Genomic DNA, 22,542 nt, shown 5'->3' with positions numbered 1-22,542 from the left:
CAAACTCTCTGCACTTTCTGCGATCGCCACCATCAGTTGACGTGCCATAACTCATCACCTCTCAACAGTATCTTTATTCTATGCAACTTCATGTAAAATTGGTATGAGATGTTGCACCATTCTCAATAAGCTTTTTATAAACAGGCTTTGCGGCCTGTTCCACAAGAAAATTCACTCTTTGTGGAACAGGCCACAAAGCCTGTTCTTGAGAATGGTGCAAGATGTGAGTTTATACCGATCGCCAAAGGTAAAATATCACAGCAATGGTCACTACAATAGGTCTACGGGTTGAGCCTTCAAGTTCTTGCATTGCGAACTCTACATAGAGCAATAAGGACACAACAATGTTGTGCCCCTACGTTTATTCGACTGCAATTTACCACCCTACAACTGATTTAATAATTTAACCAAATCGATAGCCAAACCCTCGTACCGTAATGATATATTCCGGTTGGGCCGCATCTATTTCCAACTTTTCGCGCAGCCAGCGGATGTGAACGTCAACTGTTTTGCTGTCTCCGATAAAATCTTGACCCCAAATTTTTTCCAGCAACTGATCACGAGACCAAACTCGCCGGGGATAACTCATAAATAGTTCTAGTAAGCGAAACTGTTTAGGAGAAAATTTCACTTCCAGGCCACGAACCAACACGCGGCACTCTTCAGGATACAGAGTTATGCTCTTATATTGCAGCATCATGGGTTGTGGCAACTGACCAAGGCGCTGGCGCCGCATCAACGCCCGACAGCGAGCGATAAACTCCCGCATTCCAAAAGGCTTGGTCAGATAATCATCCGATCCGGCTTCTAGGTAAAAAGCGCAATTATTGGCACTTCCTCTAGCACCGATAATTAAAATAGGGACGGGATTTCCTTGATGCCGTAACATTCGACACAGATCCAAACCGTTAATTGAATCCATAATTAACAGGTTAAAGGCAAATTCACCGTGGTATGAGGAAGCAGCCTGTACAGAAGGCAAAGCGTTGCGCCCGTCGCTAGTAACCACCACCTCGTAGCCCTGTTCTTTAAGGGCTAAAGCTAGCATTTCCCGCAACAGATCTTCACCTTCCAATAACAAGATACGGCCGGCTTGTCCAACAGCCAACCTTGAAGGACTTTCGCTTAATTCAGCAGAAGACATAAATATCAGTGGGAGTGATGTTTGTATGTGGCTAGCGCCAGGTACCTTCTTCAGTAGCTGAGGTACTCTCGCGCTGCGATCGCTTGTACGATCGCCATTTGTTTGATCGCTTAGAATCTTTCGCCAGCCCATCCTACAGGCACGCGTTCGACCTTTGCTACTTGCTCGTGTAAGGAATACAGCCGTAGAGCAGTTGCCGGAACCGCGCTGTCTGCCTGCGTCCAGGCCTCAGAAGTCTGGTCATTTTTCGGGGTCGGTGTTAATTTCATAAAACATTGCCCGCTGTTAATTGACCACTTAACACCCAATCTAGAGGGATATGCTTGTTATACTACTCTTAAAAGGTTATTAAAAGGTAAAGTTTTGGCCATCAAGTGGTTAAATTATTAACGTTAAGTAATATAACGGTAAAGGTGCGATCGCACTTTAAGAGCTTTTTTTAAGAATACAATAATAAGTTGCTCCAAATTCCTTATTCTTCCCGTGCCGGCTACGATCGACGATAGTAAGTAAAAATTCTGTAGACTGCCTATCATGTTGCTGCATTTGAGTACCTGGCCCGAGGTAGAAGCTTATCTCGAAAGCTCCCGAGGCATAATTATCCCGATCGGCTCTACCGAACAGCACGGGCCCACAGGCTTGATCGGGACTGACGCCATTGCTGCCAAGGCGATCGCCCGCGGTGTCGGCGAAGCTGCCAATGCCTTAATCGGCCCCACAATTAATGTCGGGATGGCCTTGCACCACACCAGGTTTCCCGGCACAATCAGCTTCCGACCCCAGACTCTAATACTGGTAATCAGGGATTATATCACATCTTTGGCAAAAGCGGGATTTGAGAAATATTTCTTCATTAACGGTCATGGTGGCAACATTGCAACAATGAAAGCAGCATTTTCCGAGACATACGCGCATTTGTCAGACTTGCATTTACCAAATGCGGATAAAATCCAGTGTCAAATCGGCAACTGGTTCATGTGCGGTTCAGTTTACCAACTAGCAAAAGAATTATACGGAAACCAAGAAGGTTCCCACGCCACCCCCAGCGAAGTCGCCTTAACCCAGTACCTTTATCCAGAAGCAATCAAGCAAGCTCCGCTTTCGGAAGAAGTCGGTTCCGGGCACAAAATTTACGGTGCGGCTGACTTCCGCCGCCGATTTCCCGACGGGAGAATGGGTTCAAATCCGGGCTTAGCAACCCCCGAACACGGTCAACAGTTTTACGAATTAGCAGTCAAAGAATTGACTAATAATTATTTGGAGTTTTTAAGTTCCGATTAACGTTTTTTCTTCTCGTTACCAGCAAGCTCCTGGTAACGAGTAAAAATCTCAAACTATTCTATATTTTACAGTTATGAGTGAGTCAGAAGCATGATATTTCCTCTGTCTGAGAAAGGCTATATCTCCCGATTAACCACCGGGAGAATATCAAAACTATTCCACAATCCAAGGAGTTAAACAAGGTGTCCAAGCACTCAATTCTTCTTCCTTGAACCAAAGGCTAATTTCCGCACGGGCAGTCTCGACAGCATCAGAACCGTGAATGAGATTACGGCCGACATTGACGGCAAAATCGCCCCGAATTGTCGCAGGTTCTGCATTCAGAGGATTTGTGGCGCCAATGATTTTTCTCGCCGATGCCACAACGCCGTCGCCTTCCCAAACCATCGCCACTACAGGGCCTGAAGTGATAAAGTTTACCAATCCAGCAAAGAATGGTTTTTCTTTGTGAACATCATAATGTTGTTCCGCTAGTTCGCGACTCGCCGTCATCAGCTTCATGCCAACTAACTTAAAGCCCTTGGCTTCAAAACGACCGATAATTTCGCCGACGAGTCCGCGCTGTACGCCGTCGGGCTTAATCGCTAAAAAAGTCCGTTCCAAGATTAACTCCTATAATTGTGTTAACTGATCCAAAAGATAGAGTAACTCACAACGCACCTAAAGGCAATTCTGAGAATGGGAAATTGTTATTTTGAGGCTTATGGCCACAGGAAGAAGGAAGAAGGAATAACAAGAGGGAAGAGGAAAGAGGGAAGAAGCAATAAAACCAAGGGTTAAAAAAACCGGGTTTCTCAGAAAAATTTTTGTTGAGCAGCGATGAATCTGCAAAGAAACCTGGTTTCGAGACTCCTCTGCGTCTAGGACTGATTTGCAGGCAGCATCCCGATTTTGTAAACACCATTTTTCAGGAGTTCGAGCAGAATGCTCACTTGCCTAGATAAGCTAATCAGCCTTTAACTTGCCTGTAAAAAAATAATCTAACTTTTGTGGGGTCGCTTTGAGCAATGCCTGAAATATGCAATCTAAATGTAGAACATTTTATCTCTAGTGAATCAGATGCTCAAACTTCGGGCACAATATGATATAAGTCACAATTTCCTGTGACTGCCAACACTCTTACCTATGATCTAAAATACAAATATGTATGATAATAAACACAATTATTTATGCTCGACAATATAGATAATTAACGGAGGTAGGAAGATTATTTTGACAGCAACCATTTAGGCGAAAAAAGTATGAAAGCCATTGTAGCATTCATTGAACCCAAAAAGCAAGAGTTTGCAAAATTGCCCTTGTTTGACTTTCTAGCCAATAAACACATTCACGCCAATCAACGACTAATTTTTGCACCTGTACTCGCTCCTTTGGCTGTGGGCTTGAGCGATTTAAATAAATATGTGCTGCGAGAATCTTCTAGTAATAACAACGTTCAGGAACTCATTAATAAATATACTTATAAAAAAAACTATTATTGGCACGACTATCTAGAATATCTAGAGGAACTGGGCTTAAACCAATTAATGAGTTACGGCGATTTCAGAATGCTTTGGGGTGAAGAAACTAAAAAAACTCGATCGCTTTGTTCAGTGATCGAACGCTACGCTTGGAAAGCCTCTCCCATTCAGAAACTGGTGTTAGTGGAAGTCCTCGAAGGAACTGCCCAAGTTTTTTTTGAGGCGGCGCTAACAGTGGTAATGGAATTACAGCAAATTAACCAAAAAGAATCTGTTGATTTTGGAGGATCTTATGGGGGTTTAGAAAATTATCACCTTTTAAACACGCCAGAGATGTTGCAAATTTTAGCAGAGATAAAACTTACAGATGCGGAATACCAAGCAGCTTTAGAATTAGCACAAAACTTATTTGAACTGTTTACAGAAGCGATGAACGAGCTGTTCCAACACAGCCAAACAAATTCTTGCAAGACTGTGCTGCAAATATCCTCAATTTCTGCCTTCGCTCATTGCCCGATCGACTGTCTCGATATTTGTTAGTTTAAACAATCACTAAATTATCTCGGTGTACCGCCGTTTCTACGCCTGCATAGCCTAAAATCTCAGCAATTTTCTCTGACTTGCAGCCCTGGATTTGTCTCAGTTCTAAACTGCTATAATTCACAAGTCCTCTAGCAATTTGCTTGCCGGCTGCATCGCACAACTGCACGGAATCATCAGCTTGAAATTCTCCTTCTACTTGAGCAATACCCGCAGCTAAAAGCGATTTTCCACCGTGGGAAATTGCCTTGACAGCACCCGCATCTAAATATAGTTTTCCTGCTGGAATTAGCACGTTAGCTATCCAGTGTTTGCGAGCATTTACAGGGCGCGGTTGAGGCTCGAATTGAGTGCCGATCGACTCTCCGTTGAGTATTTTCTCGATATTACCAGGAAAGCAGCCGTCAGTGATGACAGTCCGCACTCCCGATGCAGTTGCTATTCTCGCCGCTTCAATTTTTGTCACCATTCCGCCGGTTCCCCAACCGCTGCGGGAATCTCCTGTTTGCACCTGAAATTCTGTGAGCTGTGCCATACTTTGGACTAGGGCGATCGGCTGCGCGTCGGGATTGCTGCGCGGATCGGCGGAATACAGCCGATCGACATCTGTGAGTACAAACAACCAATCTGCTTCTACCAAACTCGCTACTAGCGCCGAAAGCGTGTCGTTATCGCCAAATTTGAGCTCGTCTACCGCTACTGTATCGTTTTCATTGACGATCGGAATCACGCCCAACCTGAGCAGTTGTTGAAAAGTATTGCAAGCGTTAACATAACCGTTACGCTGCACTAAATCGCCCCTGGTGAGCAATACTTGAGCGATCGGCTGTTGCAGAGTAGTAAACAAATCATCGTACACCCGCATCAGTCGCCCTTGGCCCACGGCCGCCACAGCCTGTTTCAGAGCAATGTTTCGCGGGCGTTCCGTCAAACCCAAGCGCGCGCAGCCCACCCCAACGGCACCCGAAGAAACCAACACTACTCGATGGCCTTGCTGCCGCAAATCAGCTAAAATTTCGACCAATGCAGCAATAGTTGAAAGAGCTAAGTTTCCCGTAGTTGATCGAGTCAGAGTCGAAGTTCCAATTTTAACAACAATAGTTTTAGTCATGATCTTTAATTTTTAGAGAAGCCCCCAAAGCTTGAGAAACCCAAACTTCAAAAGAGCGCACCGGATACTTGCGAAGCGCATACCCAGCATCAACTATTGGTTCCACTAAAATAGTAAACATACCCAAACGATTGCCTGCTAAAACATCAGTAAAAAGTCGATCGCCCACCATCGCCACCTGTTCCACCGGCAAATTCATCGCATTAATAGCCCTTCGCAACTTGCGGCGCGACGGCTTAGCCGCAGCCGTGATGTAAGGTAGATTCAAAGACTCAGCAATCCGACCGATCCGAGTCTGACTTAAATTATTGCTCGCCAACCATAGCGATACTACGGGTTTTATTTCTTCCACCCACAAGGTGAGTTCAGGAGAAGCATTCATTGCTGTGATGGGAACGAGAGTTTCGTCCACATCCAAAACTAATCCTTTAATATTATATTCCTGAAGAATCTCAGCCGTTAACTTCATGACTGAATCGCCTAGAACTAAGTCAGGCTGTAGTATTTTACCCCAAGTCATAATGATTTTAGATTTTAGGTTTTAGATTGACAAATAAGAAATTGGAAGTTAAAAATTAAAAAAGTAAAAAATCAAAAGTGAATAATTATTGCTTTTGCTTTGTGACTTTTGACTTTTTACTTTTGTATTAGTCATTGCCCATCTATTGAGTTGATCGCACTTTTTGGTCAACTTTAGCCACAGCAGCATTGTGTTCGGCCAGAGTGCGACTGAAAATGTGAGTGCCGTCGTACCGCGCCATAAAATACAGATATTCTGTATTTTCAGGAGTTAGAGTCGCTTCCAGACTGGCGATTCCCGGAGATGCGATCGGAGTTGGTGGCAGGCCTACATTGATATAAGTATTGTAAGGAGAAGGCGTTTCTACCTGCTTGAAAGTCAAAGGCTTCTCCTTAGTTTGCCTAATGCCGAGGGCGTATTCAACCGTCGGGTCAGAACCCAAGGGCATACCCTGATTCAGACGGTTGTTGAATACCCCTGAAATTCGATTGCGCTCGCTCGCCACCACAGCCTCTTTTTCCACAATACTCGCCAGCGTCACCCACTCTTTCAAATCCAGCTTAGTATTCTTCTGATTCTTTTGATAGATCGGCAAAGCCAACTGCTCGAAGCGACCGAGCATTTGCTTGATGACAGCTTCCGGGCTAATTGCATCGCCGTCTAGCTGATAAGTATCCGGGTACAAAAACCCTTCCAAGTGAGGCAATCCGCTCGGTAGCCAAGGGTACTGAGCGTAGGGAACTTGACTCGCCACCGCCATAAAATCCTTAGCTGGAAAAAAACCTTGCGCTTCAAAATAAGCGCTCATTTGTTGCAGCGACCACCCTTCTGGAATAGTGAAACTCTGCTGTGCGACTTCGCCCTTCCAAATTTTGTCAGCAACTGCACTCAGAGGCTGAGTAGGCGAAAGTTGGTAAGTTCCTGCTTTAAAACCTCCCTCGCGGTTTTGCAGAGTCAGCCAGCGGGCCCACATATTCCATGCCGAACTCGATCGAATCAACCCCGCGGCCTCTAAATCCCGGCCAATTTTTTGACTGGGAGTACCCTCCGGAATTTGGATCGAAACAGCAGCATCCTCTGCCGGATTTCCCGATGAGGATGTGATTTTAGGTGGCGCCGAAGCCCAGCTCCACCAAGCCCAGCCCTGCCAAGCGCAAACCCCCCAGATTGCCGGCAGCAAGGCCAGATAAAACAACCATTTAGAGACTTGCGGAGTACCTTTTCGGCTCTCGCGCGTGCTGCCTTTTGTCATTTGTTCTTTATTCATAGTCCGTTGTCCTGGATAAGCGGCGGTTAACTAGCGACTAATGACTGATGACCTGCGATTGATGACCGAAAAGTTACGAATACAAGCCATTTAAAAGACCCAATTCACGCGGCTCAATTCAAAAGCCCGATCGCGAAGGCAGAAGTGGCCATCTAGAAAAAGTTCGATCGGGCGAGCAGTTTACTTTTTTATAAAATAGTAAAAAATTCTGCTTTTTGCCATCAGGACTGGTGCCTGCAATTAATATCTAATCAAGCTCGTCAAAGAACTGGTCTTCCAGCATAGGTAACATCGGTTCCAGCCTTTGGAACTCTTCTTCCGAGAGCAATTCTGGCTTGCCGTCCTCATCCATTCTAGCCAAGATAAAGAACGGGTCTAAAGGCGTATAAATGGCATATTCCTGTTCTTCGTGGTAGAAACTGGTCAGCCACATCAGTTCCTCGAACTCGGACTCCTCATCTGGATCGACATCGGATGCCATATCCTCTTCGGGAAATTCGGGCAATTCGCCAACCACAGTCAGCGTCACCGCCGTGCGTCGGAGCGTCAAGTTCTGCTCTTGCAGGACAACTTTAGCGGTATCAAAAATTTTGTCAATTTCGGTCTCGTCTTCTACAGGAATTGCGGCTTCGTCGTTATCGTCTCCGTGCCAGGTAAAAATTTCTACTGGCGAGTCAATTGGCAGCAGCAAAGCGTATTCTTCACCTTCTAGGTTCATAGAATATTCTATGTTGCAAGTCAGCGATCGCCCAACTTCATCCGTCAAGGTGACGGACTCTTCGTTGGAATTGCCATTCTCTTTTTTGCGGTATGGGGATGAGGACATCGCGTGTATCTTAGTTTTCCGTCAATAATTCAGTAACGTTGGCTTGACAATTGGGAATTTTCGTGGCGATATTCTGGCTAAGTGGGCGATCGCCAGTCCACAAGCTTCAACCGCGAGACTCGCGGCCTTTTCCACAGGCGAGGAGTGCAGCGTTTAAATCTCAGTCGAGTTAGCAAGCGAGACTGAGGACAAATCACGATTTTGTGCTTCTTCAGTACCGAGGGTACAGCAGAATTTTCTCCAGTTTGTCAAGGGTTACAGGTGTGCGTAGCAAACTTGCACAACCAGGATATCACGCCTGTGTTACAAGCTATCAAGGATTGGGAAGGGCGGATATATTTTGCCTCCGCTCGTCTAGCCACTGCTGCAAAATCAGGGCCGCTGCTTTGCGATCGATCGCACCCTTATTTTGCGACAGGGAAATCCCTTGTGTTTTCATCAATTCCTCTGCCTCAACCGAAGTCAGGCGCTCGTCCACGTACTCTAGGGGGAGCTCTAGGGCTGTGGCGATGCGATTCGCATATTTCTGCACCTGTCGGGCTTGAGCACCCAATTCTCCGTTCAGGGAGTAGGGCAAGCCTGCCACCAAAATTTCCACTCTCCGCTCTCGCACGAGTTCTCGGAGATAAGCTACGTCTCGATCAAAGGACGATCGTACCAGTGTTGTAATGCCCGTAGCTATTAAACCAGTGCCGTCACACCCAGCGATGCCGACTCGTTTGAGACCGATATCTAATCCCAGTGCTGAAATCCATAATTTATTGTTGGACATTATCAATGAATCAATCAATTTTAGATTTTAGATTTTAGATTTTAGATTTACTGTTTTTTGGCGGAAATAATCTTATTTGACGAACCGCGAAGACGCGTTAGGCGAAGCCGCGCGTAAGCGCTAGGGCGCGAAGGAAGAAGAGAAGAGAATAGAAGAGCAGAAAGTAAGAAAAAAATAGTTGATGTGCACTTTACTTAATGGTAGGGTGCGCCCAAGAGCAGAGACGGCTGCTGGGATAAAAAATTTCCTACTTTCTGCTTGTAACTATTAAGTATTAACTTTTCTCTTGGGAGCCTTCGTCTAGAGGCAATTCGGGCAATTTTAGAGGCAAAATGCTGCTGATATCTGTTGCCGATGATTCGGAATTTTGGAAGTTCAAGGGGTTAACTTGATTCGTTTGGCTGTTTCCTGAGTCAGCTAACAGAGGTTTAATCTCGGAGGATGCGGGCCCTGCTGCTGCTTCCCCAGCCATCGGGCCGAGCCAGGACATCCTGCCCGGTACGGGTTTGCGAGTTGGCTGGAAGCTTTGCAACATTTCTGATAGCTGGAGTCCTTCGAGAGAGACCAACTTGGACTCGCGCAATTTGTGCCACACCGATCGAGACATCAGCAAACTGTGTTCCACGCGCACTGCTCCAAATTGCTCTAAATAAGCTTCCCGTTCCGGCTGATAGTCAGCGGAAGCCAGTTGCAGGCTTTGAACTGGGAAATCTTGAACAAGGCGCGCCATCTGGGACAGCAGTTCTGGGTACAGCCAAGTGTAGGCCGGGTGTACCGTCAACTGGGCAACGTGCGGTTGCTGGCCGTTGCGGGATAGCTGCACCTGAAAATAGCCGATCGCGGCTTTGCGCTGCGGTTCAAACACGTAGCCGCTGACTACTTCTGTTTTGCCCAGCCACTGTCTGACACCTTCGACTAAAGCGCCGAAAAAACTGGTTTTGAAATCTTGAATGTGCCGATCAAATACTTGGCGCACCAGGGGCGGCATAGACGCGGTATCCAGTTGATAGAGCAACTGAGCGTCGGCGTTGCTCACAGGCAGTAGGTTGGGCAAATCTGGGGTCGAGCTTGCCATTTCTTGCAGGCGTTCTGGGGCGATCGTCCAGTAAGTCATCTGGGCCAAAGGCTGAAACCCGTTTTGCCGGTACAAAGCCAAGGAAGTGTTGTCGCCGACATTCACTTCCAACAGCCACGTCCGCGCCTCCCAGACTGCCTCAAAGCAGTACCGCAGCAGCATGGAACCAATTCCTTTGCTACGGGCTTCCGGGTCTACTCCTATGCGATCGATCCGCCAAGTGCTGCGGGTGCGGTTGAAAGGAGAAATCTGAATTATGCCCTTAACGCTCCCCTCTTCTTCGGCAACATGGGCCCGGAACAGGGACTGACAAGGGTTGGGAAACAAGCTAAAAATCTTTAGTAGTCCGTACCAGCGACGTATCTGCTGCAACTTTCTACCTAGTACCACGTCGCAGCTTCCGCCCTTGCGGTTTTCTGGCTCTTCGGCTGTTTCCGCGCACAGTTGTTCCATCACCTCGATATCGCGATACTGAAACGGGCGAATCACAACCTGGTTTTGGTTTTGGGAGGGAAATGAAGTCATAGCATAAAAGTGGAGAATGGAAATTTAAAAATAAAAATTCAGAAAGGGGAAGAGTTAGATAAGTTTGGAGTTTTGAATGGGTAAATTTTGATTTCAAAACTTATAACTTTTGATTCTTCTCCCTTTCTTGCTCGATCGAAAATTAAAAATTGCAAATCATCTTTTTGAATTTTTAATTTTCTGTTTTCAACTCAAGATTTTTGTTGCAGAGGTCGAATTACAACGACCGGTGTTCGCTCGTCAGCATTCCCGGCGGGGTTGCTTCGCAAGGCTTGCTCTAAGAATGTTACCGATAAATCGGAGGTCGCTGCTAATATCTTAACTGCTTTCAAGTCATTAGCGTCTACGATCGCCGCCGCAAGTCCGGTTTCTCGTTGAATTTCTTCTACAACTTGCTGGGGATTGTCCGGGCCTAGGACAATAAATTGGTCGAAGGGAGGCAAAGTCCCGGTAACGTCGTCGATCAGTCTGGCTTGTTCCCCTGCTAGTTGGTAAAAGACTCCCGGTTTACCGAATATTTTAGCCACAGCGCCGATCGCAAATGCTGCTACTACGCGCCAAGGGCCTACTACATCAACCAACGTCTGCATCCCGCAAGCCGTGGCCAAACTCGACATCGGCAAGAAAAACAAGCACACTCGCTTTGCCGCCCATCCTGGTTTGACTTCGCTGGGATGGCGATAGCGTCCCTGCATCAAAGCCAAGGGAGTCTCTGCGAGGGCGACTATATCGCCTTTCTGGGCGCGCGGCAGCACGTAACGCTTGACAATTTCGACGGGATTGTCCAATTCCGTCAGGATGTGGGTGCGAATCGGCAAAACTTCGGCAACTCCGACATTTCGGGCATTAGGTACTGTCTCCGAGTTGGGAAATTGCAGCGGGACTACTACGTTACGGACTTTCGGGATGCGGCCGCCTGGGCCGTAGGTGACGAAATGTATTTGCACCCAAGCCGACTGCAATTTGGTTAAATCTTGCCCTTGAATGTCTACAGAAACTTTAATTTTCGTGTTTTTTTGGGCTTTAACAATATAGCCGAACCAGTAATCGTCTGCTCTGGCTGCTGCGTCTTTGTGGCAAGGAATCACCTTTGTCTCGGAGGTAACGCCATCCAAACTTCCGTCTGACAGCAGTTTCACCTGTGCCCGCACTTCCGGCAACATAATCTCAAATCGCTGTGTCAGGTTGCGGAACTCCATTTCCCCGACTAAAAGATAGCGGTTGGGTTCCGAGATGGCTAAGTGCCATTCTCCGGCTGTTAGTTCTAGTTTATTTGCACTCCCAGTCCGGCGATAGTTCAACTCTAGGCCCAATCCGCCCAATGCTAGCAGCGAACCGGCTGCTGCGATTCCTGTTGCTAAAGTCTCAATCACTCAAATCACCGCCAATAATATTTTGTGTTTACTGTAGTCGATATCGGGTACTTCGATCGCCGATCCGGTAGTAATTGGATTGTGTTCAGTTTGTTGGGGGATCTCGAACTTATGCCCAATTACGCGTAAGTGCGATCGCGCGTCTGCGGTGGCGGGGTTGGAGAGTGGGATGGGCGAGCGGTTTTTAACAACACCGAGAATTCATCTTGCAGTCGCTTCGGCAGTATATAAATAGGTTTGCTCAATTACAATTCATATATTCAGTTTCAAAAACACCAAACCCACGAAATCAAATCAATGCGTGCAATCGAGCCTGAAGCTACTGATATAGTTTGCCCTTTAATCAGTGGCAATCATCTATTTAATCCAATTAAGGTAACTGCCAAGTCTCCCAAAACCTATCGCAAAGCCGTTTATCGCATAGCACATTTTTTCCGTCGCGAGTTTGAGTATGATTTTGTTCAGTACGGTTATGAAGGCGAAGAAAAAGACCCCAATCATGTTGCATTTCTGTGGATTCATCCTGAAGCTGAATGCTATTCCAAAGAATTTAAAGTACCCTGTATTGGAGCGTGCTGCTTTAGACTCCGCTTCAGGTTACGCGCTCCAGTGGATTTGGTTGCATCCATACTTCCGAAGACAGGGGCTGCTATCAGATACATGGGCTAAGTTTATTAATGAATTTGGAAATTTCCATGTTGAGCCTCCTTTGTCCGATGCAATGAAAGCGTTCCTGAAAAAGCATAATTATTTTTAGCTTCAATGAGTTGCTACCCTGATCTAGTGAAATTTAGAGTTTTTGGCCCAGAAAGCGATTGCATATTTAGCCTTTTAGACCGTAAATCAGCAACGTCTACAAAACAAATCACTTAATTCAATAATTAAATAGTAAAGTTTTAATCAAAAAATATATATTATATATTGCTGTTAAGCGTTAATTTATAAGCTGGCACTCCACATTTTTTTAGAATATTTATTAATCATTTAATCTGTAAACAAGTCTGTATACATGAGTTATTTTTGCATCGCTAAGCTAAGACTGTTCCAGATGTCCGATCGCAAGCATCCAGCTTCTTCAAGGTTGAATGAACAGGGAACCGCTAGCGCCGTAGTGGTCAGTACCTTTAAGAATCTACTTCTTAAGTAACAGTCAAAATCTAGTTCTTAGGCAGTAGATTTTCTGATAAGTATATAGTTAGGCTAGTAAATGTAGCAGTAATACCCAAGGATATCTATGACTGATAATAAGCAGCCTTTTAACCAGCCTGAAGCAAATCGTGACTTCCAGGAAAAGAAAGTTGACAATAGCGAAAACCAGCAGCTTCAGGCTCAAACTAACGAAAACGCAGAATCACAGGAAGATCAATCATCAGGCTCAGGCATTGGTGCGAGGATAGCTGGAGCAGCAGTCGGTGGTATACTAGGTGCTCGCTCTGGAGGCATTATTGGTGCTGTAGCAGGCTCAGTTGCTGGCGCTATGATTGGTAAAGGTACTGCTGATACTGTTAACCGTGCTGTAGATAATTTAGGGGATGCAGCACACAGCGTAGCAGACGGTATTACACACACTGTAGAAGAGCTAGGGACAGTGGTAAAGGAAACTGCTGAGGAAGTTAAACCATCTATCAAAGCTACAGCAGAAGCAGTCAAAGAGACTGTTGAGGAAACTAAGCCTTCGATTAAAGGTATAGCCGAATCTGTCAATGAGACAGTTAGGGAAGCCAAGCCTTCTGTAGTAGATGCAGTCAAGAGCGCATCCGAGGAAGTCAAACCTACGATTAGAGAAGTAAAAGATTCAGTCAAGCAGACAGTCGAAGGTGTCAAGCCTTCTATACAAAGTGCAGCGGATTCTATTAAGAGCACTGCTGATGAAGTTAAGCCTTCTGCCAAAGCTGTAGCTCAAGAAATTGAGGGGGCAACTAAGGATTTTAGATCGACTGTAAAAGATACAGCGAAAGCAGTTGAGCCATCTATAAAAAGTGCAGCCGAATCGCTTAAGTCATCTGGCAAGAGTGCAGCCGAATCAATCAAGTCATCTGCTCAAAGCGCAGCCGAATCTGCTAAAGGTGCAGCGCATGATGTTAAGTCATCTGCCCAAAATGCAGCCGAATCTGCTAAAGGGGCAGCGCAGGATGTTAAGCAGGATGTTAAGTCATCTGCCCACAATGCAGCCCAATCTCCTCAAGGTGTAGCGCATGATTTTAAATCATCTGCCCAAAATGCAGCCGAATTTGCTAAACCTCCAGTGCCTGATTTTAGGTCATCTGCCCAAAATGCAGCCGAATTTGCTAAACCTCCAGTGCCTGATTTTAGGTCATCTGCCCAAAATGCAACCCCATCTCCTCAAGGTGCAGCGCAGGATTTAAAATCATCTGCTCAAAATGCAGCCCAATCTGCTAAACGTGCAGCGCACGATGTTAAGTCATCTGCCCAATATCTAGCCGAATCCGCCGAGGAAAATAAGGATAGTGATCTTCACATCTCCGGCAGTCCTGAACTCAAAGACAAAGTGGTCATTAATGACAAGAGAATCATTAAGGACTAGGTAAAGTAAGGGCTTAACTCCAGCTTGTTAAAGTTAGCCCTAAGAGAGTTTAACAGAGAGTGGATATTAGAAAAGAGTCCACTCTTTTCTATTTAGGATAAATGCGAGCGCCTACGGTTTAACGGAGAGTCTATTTATTGAGGAACTCTCCCCCTGAAAAACGAGAGATTCCGTTTCTAGACTACTGGCAGAAGTGGTTAAAACGGCTAAAGTTTTTTGTATAAAAAGCTGCTTGATAAATCAAGAAATAGTTAGGGTCAACCTGATGTGGTCAGTTCAACCCCTAACTATTTAATATCCAAATTGCAAAGTCACAGAAGCTTCTACCTGCTGTTCCCCTCCCACCACAGGCGTTGTAGCGTCAGCAGCAGCCATGCGAGCACCAGCCACTTGCCGGTACATTGGAGGTGGCGCGATCGCACCGTTGACTTGAATGCCCAGAATCTCTCCCCGCTTGAGGTTGAGGGCGCTCAAGACTGCATCCGCTTGCGATTGAGCGTCTTGAGTTGCTTTGCGGAGTGCTTGTTTTCGAGCTTGTTCGATCGCACTATCGGCAGCGACAAAACTCACGCCGTCGATGCGTGTGGCTCCGGCATTCACCGCATCGTCAAGCAAAGTGCCGGCAGATGCAGTATTAATCCGAAAACTGACGGTATTCGTCGCCGTATAGCCCGTCAAGCGCTGTTGGTTGTTGTCGTAGTTATAAATGGGATTGAGGGTGATGCCGGCAGTTTCGAGTTTTTCGACTTGGCGCGATCGCAGCAACTCTACCACAGCGGACGATCGCCTAGCCGCTTCCTGCTGCACCTCGGCCGCCGTTTTCCCCTGCACCTCAACCCCCAGCCGCACTTGCGTTTGAGTTGTAGGAATCGCTTCCACACCCCGCCCAGTAACAGTCAACGTTCTGATCCGCTGTTCTTGAGCAGCCGCCGGATCTAATCCCACAAAACTAACGAGAGTTAAGGTTAAACACAACGCTGTTACCAGACTACGGAAATTAATGCGATCGCGACGTTGCAAATTTGAATTCATAAACTTGATTCTCCTCACATACAACAGATGCTATACTTTACCTTCCCACTGAAATTGCTAAGTATCCGGGTTGTTACATTTTTAGCAACTAAAAAAATAGTCCGTACTTCTGAAGAAATTATGAGTTATTATGATGTCCGCAGGACGCTCCACTAAAAAAATCGGTGTTCTGGGCAAAATCAGAGCTTTGGCAACGATAAATAACGATAAATAAGAAACCCACCGGGTTTATGAAACTGTCGGCGCAACTCCTAGTTCGTTTTAATTTGAATGGTCAATAAATAGTGACAGTAGTTAAGTTGTGTCGCATTTCAGAGGTAATGAAATTTAAATATTCTGATTATAACTCTTGTCAATTGAAGCTGTGAAAGCTGGCTCTGTTATTGACTCAAAAAGAGTAGACAAGCCAATTCGATTTGTTCAAGTATACGATCATCCGAAAGCTCGCTCAAAAATCAACATCACGTTTTGCTTTGTTTGTCAACGGGTAGACGTATAGGACGGGTTAGGTTGATGATGGGGTTTGGGCAATCGTAGCGATCGCTAGGTGTCAGTTGCGTAAGTCCTTGACAAGTTTTAAAAGAGGGATTTCGTTACTTTTTGTGATCTCCCCGGCAAAGAATTACTCTTGCTTGACGATCGCTCCTAATGCTTTGAGGGTGGCTTTTTGCCCCTCGGAAATCCCTGTTACCCCCCTAATATTCGTGCCTTCATAAGGAAGAGCGCTATTTAAGGTTTGGATTAATTCATAAGTCTGTATATCCCACAGTTGAATGGGTTGTTCCAGAAACGCGATCGCCAATAAGGGTTTCACTGGATTCCAATCCACTGACCAGGCATGATTTTCACCCTGGATAACTTGCTCACAGTCACCAGTGCTGACATTCCAAATTCTTACTGTGGCGTCACTACTGGCACTCGCCACCTTATTGCCATCGGCATTCCAAGCCACGGAATAAATATGTCCAGTTGCAGGAGACTGTAAGATTCTTAAACACTCTCCAGATGCTACATCCCAAAGTTGAATCGTACCGTCGTAATCTCCACTGACCAGCGTTTTACCATCGGGACTCAAAGCAATGGTATGGATCGGATGATTCACCTCAATGACGCGATCGCAAACACCCTGGCTTAAATCCCACAGCCGAATCGTTCCATCGGCACTCCCACTGGCCACGCGATCGCCCATCGGAAAACTAACAATCGATATTACTTGGTTCTGATGACCCGATAGCGTTAATAAACATTGCCCAGAGTGGGCATCCCAGAGTCTCACGGTTTGATCGTTGCTGCCGCTAATGACACAATTTCGATCCCGACTCCAAGCAACGGATCTCACCCAATTCTCATGTCCTGATAACACATTCAAACATCGCCCAGTCTGAACCTCCCAGATGCGAACTGTCGCATCTGCACTGCTACTCACAATCAAGCGTTCGTCGGGACTCCAGGCAACGGACAATACTTCTTTAGTATGTCCCTGAAATACCCTGAGACATTCTCCCGTTTGGCTGTCCCACAGTTGCACTGTATAATTCGTGCTGCTACTCAACAGCCGAACTCCGTCTTTGCTCCACCGGACATACCAACAGGAGTTGCTATAGCCCTGCAATGTCTTGAAACAGTCACCTGTTTGAGCATTCCAGAATTTAATCACCTGGTCAAAGGATACACTGACGAGGGTCGTACCATCGCGGCTCCAGTCGATCGCCCAAGCCCAACTTTGTTCTCCCTGAAACACGTGCAAACAGTTGAGAGAACTATCCCACAGAGGGATGATTTGAGCGAGACTTCCCCCAGCCAGTCTATGACCATCTGGACTCCATTCCACTCGATAGATACAATCCTGGGTGGTGGTTGTATGTAAACACTCTCCGGTTTGCCAGTCCCACAGTTTGACGGTTTTATCAGCTCCACTGCTAGCAAGAACTTTGCCATTAGGATGTAACGCTAAGGAGAATACCCAATACTCATGGGCCGGAATTACACGAATACACTCTCCTGTAGCGACATCCCAGAGTTTAATCGTGCGATCGGTATAAGCGCCTGCCAAGATAGTTCCATTGGCAAGCCATGCGACATAATTAACCCAACAACTCTGATCAGGGGGTTCGCTTGGGCCTAAGCGAGTCAGACAGGTTCCAGTTGCTGCATCCCAAACCACGATCAATGGATCTTGCCCTCCACAAGCCAGTTTTTGACCATCGGGACTCCAAGCTAGGAAAAAAACCCATTTTGTATATCCCTGAAAGTCTCGCAACCATTGACCCGTGCGAGTATGCCAAACCTGAATTCTGTGTTCGGCACTACAGACTATCGTTGTGCCATCAACACTCCAGTCGCCTGCCTTAATCCAGCCTCGTCCAGCCTGGATCGTCATCAAGGGCTGCATCTGTTTAAACTGCCAAATATGCAGTCCGCCGTTGGTATCTCCAATGGCAAAGTGTCGCCCATCCGGGCTAAATTTTACCCATGCTCCCCCCGTAAACAGTTGAGTAAAGAGGGATTGAGCAAAATCAGCCGATTGAAAATTGATCTGTTGTAAAGTCGCACCCCGGAAATCGGCATGGCGAATTTTTAAATCAGAAAAGTCCCATCCAGTCAGGTCAATTTGCAGGTTTAGGCACAGATTGATGAAGTTCCCAACGCCGTAGCCGAAGAATGGAGTGGGGGGGTGGCGTAATGCGGTTAGAATCGATTGAAGATGCTGCTCTAGGGTTTCAGAGTTGTGAAGGGAGTTTTGCAGTTGTTGGATTAAGGGCTGTAAAATTAATCGAATTTGACTGTCTCGGATATAGTCTAAAACTGTGGTTTTAAGCAGGGCGTAGCAATGAAAATATAAGAGTTCTCCGGTTAACAGTTCGGTGGCAAGTTGCTGAATTAAACAGTCGGTAACATATTCCATAACCACGGGCTGTTGGGTATATTCGCCCGATCGCCTTTCAATTAAACTGCGTCGCGTTAAGGATTCTAGGGATTCTAAGAGAGTTGACCGTGAAATTTGAGGGATAATGTCGGCTTGCAGTTCTGCAATGGTTGTCCATTTTCGATTGATAGCCAACCAATACATGATAGTTTTTTCGACAGGTGACAACCGCTCAAACTGGCAGTTCAACAAGATGCTGATGCCATTAAATACTAATATTTTTTCTTGTAAAAAAGAGTTTATATTTCCTTTGAACAAACTCTTAATCGAGGCAGCAACGATTTTTAAAGCGAGGGGATTGCAACAATACAACTCACACAGGTAACGTTTTTCTGCATCGGTTCCGATCATTTGTTTGGAGTTCATTAAGGCGAGGGATGTTTCCCAGGAACCGCTTAGAGAGAGCGATCGCACTGCTCCGTTTAAATCTTCTAATATGGCGACTTTGGCGGATTTCTCCCGACTGGTGAGTAAAATGCAACTCTGATGACTGGCTTCTGCCAGTAGTTGAAATAATTCACCATAGTCTGTGAAATTTTCCTGGTAGTATCCAGTGCATTTGCCTGCTTGTAAAATCGTTTCTTGATTATCCAAAATTATCAAACAGCGATGGGTTTGCAGCCAGTACAGCAGCCGTTCGGGTTTTGCTTGAATATCTTGCTGTTTGGAAACGAAAGGCACCAGTTCGGACAATAACGTATCTAAGAGAGGGGCGTTGCGGAGCGATCGCCAAATCACAAATTCAAATTGTTTTTGTAAGAGTTGAGCGACTTTAGCCGCTAAGGTACTTTTACCGATTCCACCCATTCCCACCAAAGCAATCAGTCGGCAGCGGTCTTGAATTATCCACTCTGTGAGGGTTTCAATCTCTTGAACTCGACCTTGGAAGCTGGAAACATCGATCGCCTCGCCCCAATCAATTGACGGTTGGATTTGAGGTTGGGGAGTGGCGATCGGGGTATCAAGGTGTGTGAGAATGCCACGCAGGTTGGTTTTGTTGACTTTGCGACCCAAAGCATCACTGAGAAACTTCCAAAATTTGGGGCCTATGTCCCGTTGGAGATAGTTGATGGAGTAGCCCGATCGCTCAGCGATGCGATCGTAGGTCAAGTTATTCCAGGCACCGAACAAAAGGGCAACTTCAACCTCAGTGAGCGTTCTAGCTATTTTGCGGGCGATCGCATGGTTGACAATCTCCAATGCCTGCTCAAATTCCATCTATTTTCTCGCTCTGTATAAAACAGCCTCTACCTTAAATCATACTTTCCCTACTTGACAAGTCCATACTTTCCTGTAAAAACAGTACCGGGGAGTTGGGATAGATTATTAACAACCAGGGATTCCAAGGCTTGAAAGCTTAATCATCTACAACAACTCTCTATAGATAACTGCTCGAAAGACAACACATTGACAAGTTATCTGCTCTAATTGGGAAGCATTTACACAACGTTACAAGTTCAACTATTTCCCGAAAAAACTAAGGACACTCTAATGGATATCATCAAATTTTTCCAAGGCGGGATCTTCAAGATTGTGGCACTTCATAGCGATAAGGTAATTGATGTTCCTAGTAGCACTGCATCTCAAGATGGCGCACAACTTCAGCAATGGGAGTGGGGAGATGTGATAAATCAAAAGTTCAGGGTTTTTCCGGTTGATGATGTTGGCAGATATTTTGTAATAGCAAGTTTGGCGAGTGGTCAGGTTATGGATGTAACACAAAATAAAGATACTGAAGGAGCAGTAGTTCAGGTATTCCCATTTACAGGTAAGGACAATCAATTGTTTGAATTAGATGCATCTACGAACCAAACTGACACGTATTTTATTAGATCTAAATACACTGGTAGAGTGCTGAATGTTTCAGGGGTTATCAGTGACAATGGTACTCCCATTCTCCAACATACGGCTAACTTATCTATCTTATCTAGTGAGAGTTTTCAACATAAAAACATTCGATTTAAGTTCGAGAAAGTAGAGGACTCTAATGATAATAACAAGAATATTCTGAATATTCTTGAACAAGTCCCTGTTTCCCTTATTTCTGAGTTTCCTGAATTAAGTAGCCCGCAAAAACCCCAAGTTACTGGTGAATGGAGAATGGTAGGAAAGCCTTTTCTGATTCCCTATTTTATGGTCAAAGATAATAACTCATTGTGGCAGATTCACGAGTCACCTTATTACTTGTTAACGCGTGAGGTTTGCTACACTTTGAACGAGGACTACTTCACTTACAATAACACTGCTTCAGAGCAAGAATATGAAGTGACAGTCATAGCTGGCTTTACAACAGAAGAAGCCGCAAGCTTTAGTAAAAGTACAGGACTTGAAATATCAGGTACTATTGAACACAAGGTAGGCACAAGCGCAAGTGTAGACGGAGCTTTTGTTGCGGTTGAAGTTAGTGCAGAAACCTCTGTAAGCTTTACAGCTTCAGCAAGCCATACTTTTGGTTATTCGACATCAACCTCCCTCTCTAGGCATAGTGAAACTGCAATTAGGCGATTGGTAAAATGCCCTAAATATACCAGTCTTGCAGTGTGGAATCAAACCAGCAAATTTACTTTGATGCGTTTAAATAAAACAATTCTTAAAAGTTGGGAAATACCTGAGGGGGGAATCTTTATTGATGATATCGCAATTCCTCATATTCCTCAATAGCGCGATTTTCTTTTTTCATGATCAACGGTTTGACTTGCAAATTCTAAAGCCCATCCTATTGCAGCCAGTAGTTTGAAACTGAGGTATAGCGGTTCCCACAGTTATCAGGTACATTTTAGGGAGTGCGAGAATCTTGCTCGCTCTTAACAATAGCGAGCAAGATTCTCGCACTTTTCTAAATGTCTGTACCTCATGAGTCCGGGAACCGCTATATAGCAATCCTAAATGATTTGTAACAAAAATAGGGAGCAAGATGTGATGCCTCCGGCACACTTACGTGCTAACGCACACGCTCCGCGAGCGCCGCACATCAAAGCTATGCCGTAGGCTTTACGCACTCCAAGGCTTTCTGGTATGGATCTATGACACAACTGATTTATGAGTGCTATATCCCTCTTTTGTCACTGAGGGAAAACTCTTGTCTTGACTGAATTATAGAACTCTTACAAGGTCAGCGATTATGACGGTTTTTCCTAACAGAAATTCAAAAATATAGTTAGATCCGCTTAGACCTCTCCTGATAAGGGATACGGCGAACTCCATTTCCGAAAATGACAGAAGAGGGCTATGCCTGAAAATCAGATTGATCGCTTTGAGAGGGCGATCGCATCGCTACATTAGGAAAGCGATCGCACTTTGGGAAAATCCTTGAGTTATCCTCTGCGGCCCACTTATTGAAGTATTCAAATGCTTCAGGAGCGAAGGTTATATTCTTCATTCCATTCCTCAAACGTAAAACTGACCAAGTTAGTCTTTGCTTCGATGTTTTGAATAGCAGTCATCAACTGATAACGATTGGCTTCTGTAGACAGCAAATATTCTGTCGCATCTTGTGAAATAGATGGGCTAGTATTCGTCTCAACACCATCTTGTTCAACTAAAACAATCACTTCAACAACCGTTCCTTCTATTAACTCAGAAGTTTGAATCTCGATTTGTCCATCCGTGCCAACGACCACTTGCTGTTTAATACTACTTAGCATAATTGAATCCTCATCGTGCCATATTTTACAGCGGTTCTCCCTCATCTGAGTTATGGGGCGTAGGGGACAGTGTCCCCTGTGTGGGAATGCCCCCACTTAAGCAAATAGAAGTTGCTATATATTAGCTTTAGTGTAGCTTCTCAGTGTGATTTTCATCAAAGGCGATCGCCCTTGCTGAACCTCCAATCGCTGATTGAGCGCACGGGCAATTTTTTGGAGCATTGCAAGCGAGTGTCCGTCATACTCCGCATCTTCAAGCCGTGCGATCAGCGACTGTTTTGTCTCAATGCGATCTGCAAGTTGCTGTTGAGTCAATCCTGCTGGCGTCCCAATCTCATAAATGAGATGACGACAAGATACCGATACCGTTTGCGAATCCCCCTGTGTTTACACTGAACGGTTTAGTTCATAGAGGAAGCGATCGAGAACTTTTTGAGCCGTATTTTCTCAAGCCATTAAATCCTGTGTGTTTTCAATCTGTGCTTATAAGCGGCTCGAATT

Annotated in this window: 19 protein-coding genes; 5 read left to right on the top strand and 14 right to left on the bottom strand. The window is 45.5% G+C overall.

The features are described 5' to 3' along the window. Positions 1 to 403 precede the first annotated feature (403 nt). Entirely contained in the window at positions 404 to 1,144 is a 741-nt protein-coding gene (locus tag QUA10_RS12250) for a response regulator transcription factor (RefSeq protein WP_333080509.1), read from the bottom strand. A 534-nt stretch (positions 1,145 to 1,678) separates the two neighbouring features. On the opposite strand from QUA10_RS12250, the gene QUA10_RS12245 reads away from it, so the two are divergent. Continuing rightward, the gene (locus QUA10_RS12245; RefSeq protein WP_333080508.1) at positions 1,679 to 2,425 is read left to right on the top strand and encodes a creatininase family protein; all 747 of its coding nucleotides are present in this window, start codon (positions 1,679 to 1,681) and stop codon (positions 2,423 to 2,425) included. 153 nt (positions 2,426 to 2,578) lie between these two features. Here QUA10_RS12245 and ndk read toward each other — a convergent pair whose 3' ends face one another. Then, positions 2,579 to 3,028 carry a nucleoside-diphosphate kinase gene (ndk, locus tag QUA10_RS12240; protein WP_333035325.1) on the bottom strand — a complete coding sequence of 150 codons (450 nt, stop codon included), beginning with the start codon at positions 3,026 to 3,028 and terminating at the stop codon, positions 2,579 to 2,581. A 638-nt stretch (positions 3,029 to 3,666) separates the two neighbouring features. Between ndk and QUA10_RS12235 the strand changes: the two genes are divergently transcribed. Beyond that, positions 3,667 to 4,425, top strand: a complete 759-nt coding sequence (locus QUA10_RS12235) for a hypothetical protein (protein WP_333080507.1) — start codon at positions 3,667 to 3,669, stop codon at positions 4,423 to 4,425. A 1-nt stretch (position 4,426) separates the two neighbouring features. Here QUA10_RS12235 and proB read toward each other — a convergent pair whose 3' ends face one another. The 7 genes from proB to QUA10_RS12200 form a co-directional block, all read right to left on the bottom strand. Continuing rightward, a complete protein-coding gene (proB, locus tag QUA10_RS12230) occupies positions 4,427 to 5,536 on the bottom strand; it encodes a glutamate 5-kinase (protein ID WP_333080506.1) in 1,110 nt (369 codons plus the stop codon). Beyond that, complete coding sequence (locus tag QUA10_RS12225; RefSeq protein WP_333080505.1) at positions 5,529 to 6,056, bottom strand: YqeG family HAD IIIA-type phosphatase; 528 nt, start codon at positions 6,054 to 6,056, stop codon at positions 5,529 to 5,531. The genes proB and QUA10_RS12225 overlap by 8 nt, the downstream gene beginning before the upstream one ends. Positions 6,057 to 6,198: 142 nt before the next feature. Beyond that, positions 6,199 to 7,323 (bottom strand): endolytic transglycosylase MltG, encoded by a 1,125-nt coding sequence (gene mltG / locus QUA10_RS12220; protein WP_333080503.1) that lies wholly within the window; start codon positions 7,321 to 7,323, stop codon positions 6,199 to 6,201. 247 nt (positions 7,324 to 7,570) lie between these two features. Further along, on the bottom strand, positions 7,571 to 8,149 hold the full coding sequence (locus QUA10_RS12215) for a DUF3727 domain-containing protein (RefSeq protein ID WP_333080501.1): 579 nt from the start codon (positions 8,147 to 8,149) through the stop codon (positions 7,571 to 7,573). Between the two features lie 313 nt (positions 8,150 to 8,462). Beyond that, the gene (gene ruvX / locus QUA10_RS12210; RefSeq protein WP_333080500.1) at positions 8,463 to 8,921 is read right to left on the bottom strand and encodes a Holliday junction resolvase RuvX; all 459 of its coding nucleotides are present in this window, start codon (positions 8,919 to 8,921) and stop codon (positions 8,463 to 8,465) included. Between the two features lie 274 nt (positions 8,922 to 9,195). Further along, positions 9,196 to 10,521, bottom strand: a complete 1,326-nt coding sequence (locus QUA10_RS12205; RefSeq protein ID WP_333080499.1) for a GNAT family N-acetyltransferase — start codon at positions 10,519 to 10,521, stop codon at positions 9,196 to 9,198. Positions 10,522 to 10,712: 191 nt separating this feature from the next. Beyond that, positions 10,713 to 11,894 carry a F420-0:Gamma-glutamyl ligase gene (locus QUA10_RS12200; RefSeq protein WP_333080498.1) on the bottom strand — a complete coding sequence of 394 codons (1,182 nt, stop codon included), beginning with the start codon at positions 11,892 to 11,894 and terminating at the stop codon, positions 10,713 to 10,715. A 297-nt stretch (positions 11,895 to 12,191) separates the two neighbouring features. Between QUA10_RS12200 and QUA10_RS12195 the strand changes: the two genes are divergently transcribed. Next, positions 12,192 to 12,563, top strand: coding sequence for a hypothetical protein (locus QUA10_RS12195; RefSeq protein ID WP_333080497.1), 372 nt, complete (start codon positions 12,192 to 12,194; stop codon positions 12,561 to 12,563). Between the two features lie 565 nt (positions 12,564 to 13,128). Continuing rightward, positions 13,129 to 14,439 carry a hypothetical protein gene (locus QUA10_RS12190; protein ID WP_333080496.1) on the top strand — a complete coding sequence of 437 codons (1,311 nt, stop codon included), beginning with the start codon at positions 13,129 to 13,131 and terminating at the stop codon, positions 14,437 to 14,439. A gap of 291 nt (positions 14,440 to 14,730) precedes the next feature. Here QUA10_RS12190 and QUA10_RS12185 read toward each other — a convergent pair whose 3' ends face one another. Next, the gene (locus QUA10_RS12185) at positions 14,731 to 15,471 is read right to left on the bottom strand and encodes an SIMPL domain-containing protein (protein ID WP_333080494.1); all 741 of its coding nucleotides are present in this window, start codon (positions 15,469 to 15,471) and stop codon (positions 14,731 to 14,733) included. 622 nt (positions 15,472 to 16,093) lie between these two features. Further along, positions 16,094 to 19,615, bottom strand: coding sequence for a WD40 domain-containing protein (locus tag QUA10_RS12180; RefSeq protein WP_333080492.1), 3,522 nt, complete (start codon positions 19,613 to 19,615; stop codon positions 16,094 to 16,096). 273 nt (positions 19,616 to 19,888) lie between these two features. Between QUA10_RS12180 and QUA10_RS12175 the strand changes: the two genes are divergently transcribed. Continuing rightward, positions 19,889 to 21,058: an RICIN domain-containing protein gene (locus QUA10_RS12175; protein ID WP_333080491.1), complete on the top strand. Its 1,170-nt coding sequence runs from the start codon at positions 19,889 to 19,891 to the stop codon at positions 21,056 to 21,058. A gap of 565 nt (positions 21,059 to 21,623) precedes the next feature. On the opposite strand, the gene QUA10_RS12170 is transcribed toward QUA10_RS12175, so the two are convergent. The 3 genes from QUA10_RS12170 to QUA10_RS12160 all read right to left on the bottom strand — a co-directional run bounded on the left by QUA10_RS12170 (position 21,624) and on the right by QUA10_RS12160 (position 22,356). Further along, a complete protein-coding gene (locus tag QUA10_RS12170) occupies positions 21,624 to 21,776 on the bottom strand; it encodes a hypothetical protein (protein ID WP_333080489.1) in 153 nt (50 codons plus the stop codon). Continuing rightward, positions 21,751 to 22,041 carry a hypothetical protein gene (locus tag QUA10_RS12165; RefSeq protein ID WP_333080487.1) on the bottom strand — a complete coding sequence of 97 codons (291 nt, stop codon included), beginning with the start codon at positions 22,039 to 22,041 and terminating at the stop codon, positions 21,751 to 21,753. Before QUA10_RS12165 ends, QUA10_RS12170 begins: the two co-directional genes overlap by 26 nt. A 114-nt stretch (positions 22,042 to 22,155) precedes the next feature. Continuing rightward, the gene (locus QUA10_RS12160) at positions 22,156 to 22,356 is read right to left on the bottom strand and encodes a helix-turn-helix transcriptional regulator (protein WP_333080485.1); all 201 of its coding nucleotides are present in this window, start codon (positions 22,354 to 22,356) and stop codon (positions 22,156 to 22,158) included. Between the last annotated feature and the right edge of the window lie 186 nt (positions 22,357 to 22,542).

Origin of the sequence: Microcoleus sp. Pol8_D6 (assembly GCF_036700965.1) — a bacterium.
In the GTDB taxonomy this organism is placed as follows: domain Bacteria; phylum Cyanobacteriota; class Cyanobacteriia; order Cyanobacteriales; family Microcoleaceae; genus Microcoleus.
Note: the sequence above shows the minus strand (reverse complement) of the source record. Positions and strands in the feature narration are given on the sequence as shown.

Bases quoted from the DNA above. Each gene is read 5' to 3' on its own strand.
- QUA10_RS12250 (WP_333080509.1), bottom strand. From the start codon at position 1,144: ATGTCTTCTGCTGAATTAAGCGAAAGTCCTTCAAGGTTGGCTGTTGGA.
- QUA10_RS12245 (WP_333080508.1), top strand. From the start codon at position 1,679: ATGTTGCTGCATTTGAGTACCTGGCCCGAGGTAGAAGCTTATCTCGAA.
- QUA10_RS12235 (WP_333080507.1), top strand. From the start codon at position 3,667: ATGAAAGCCATTGTAGCATTCATTGAACCCAAAAAGCAAGAGTTTGCA.
- proB (WP_333080506.1), bottom strand. From the start codon at position 5,536: ATGACTAAAACTATTGTTGTTAAAATTGGAACTTCGACTCTGACTCGA.
- QUA10_RS12225 (WP_333080505.1), bottom strand. From the start codon at position 6,056: ATGACTTGGGGTAAAATACTACAGCCTGACTTAGTTCTAGGCGATTCA.
- mltG (WP_333080503.1), bottom strand. From the start codon at position 7,323: ATGAATAAAGAACAAATGACAAAAGGCAGCACGCGCGAGAGCCGAAAA.
- QUA10_RS12215 (WP_333080501.1), bottom strand. From the start codon at position 8,149: ATGTCCTCATCCCCATACCGCAAAAAAGAGAATGGCAATTCCAACGAA.
- ruvX (WP_333080500.1), bottom strand. From the start codon at position 8,921: ATGTCCAACAATAAATTATGGATTTCAGCACTGGGATTAGATATCGGT.
- QUA10_RS12205 (WP_333080499.1), bottom strand. From the start codon at position 10,521: ATGACTTCATTTCCCTCCCAAAACCAAAACCAGGTTGTGATTCGCCCG.
- QUA10_RS12195 (WP_333080497.1), top strand. From the start codon at position 12,192: ATGCGTGCAATCGAGCCTGAAGCTACTGATATAGTTTGCCCTTTAATC.
- QUA10_RS12190 (WP_333080496.1), top strand. From the start codon at position 13,129: ATGACTGATAATAAGCAGCCTTTTAACCAGCCTGAAGCAAATCGTGAC.
- QUA10_RS12185 (WP_333080494.1), bottom strand. From the start codon at position 15,471: ATGAATTCAAATTTGCAACGTCGCGATCGCATTAATTTCCGTAGTCTG.
- QUA10_RS12180 (WP_333080492.1), bottom strand. From the start codon at position 19,615: ATGGAATTTGAGCAGGCATTGGAGATTGTCAACCATGCGATCGCCCGC.
- QUA10_RS12175 (WP_333080491.1), top strand. From the start codon at position 19,889: ATGGATATCATCAAATTTTTCCAAGGCGGGATCTTCAAGATTGTGGCA.
- QUA10_RS12170 (WP_333080489.1), bottom strand. From the start codon at position 21,776: ATGAAGAATATAACCTTCGCTCCTGAAGCATTTGAATACTTCAATAAG.
- QUA10_RS12165 (WP_333080487.1), bottom strand. From the start codon at position 22,041: ATGCTAAGTAGTATTAAACAGCAAGTGGTCGTTGGCACGGATGGACAA.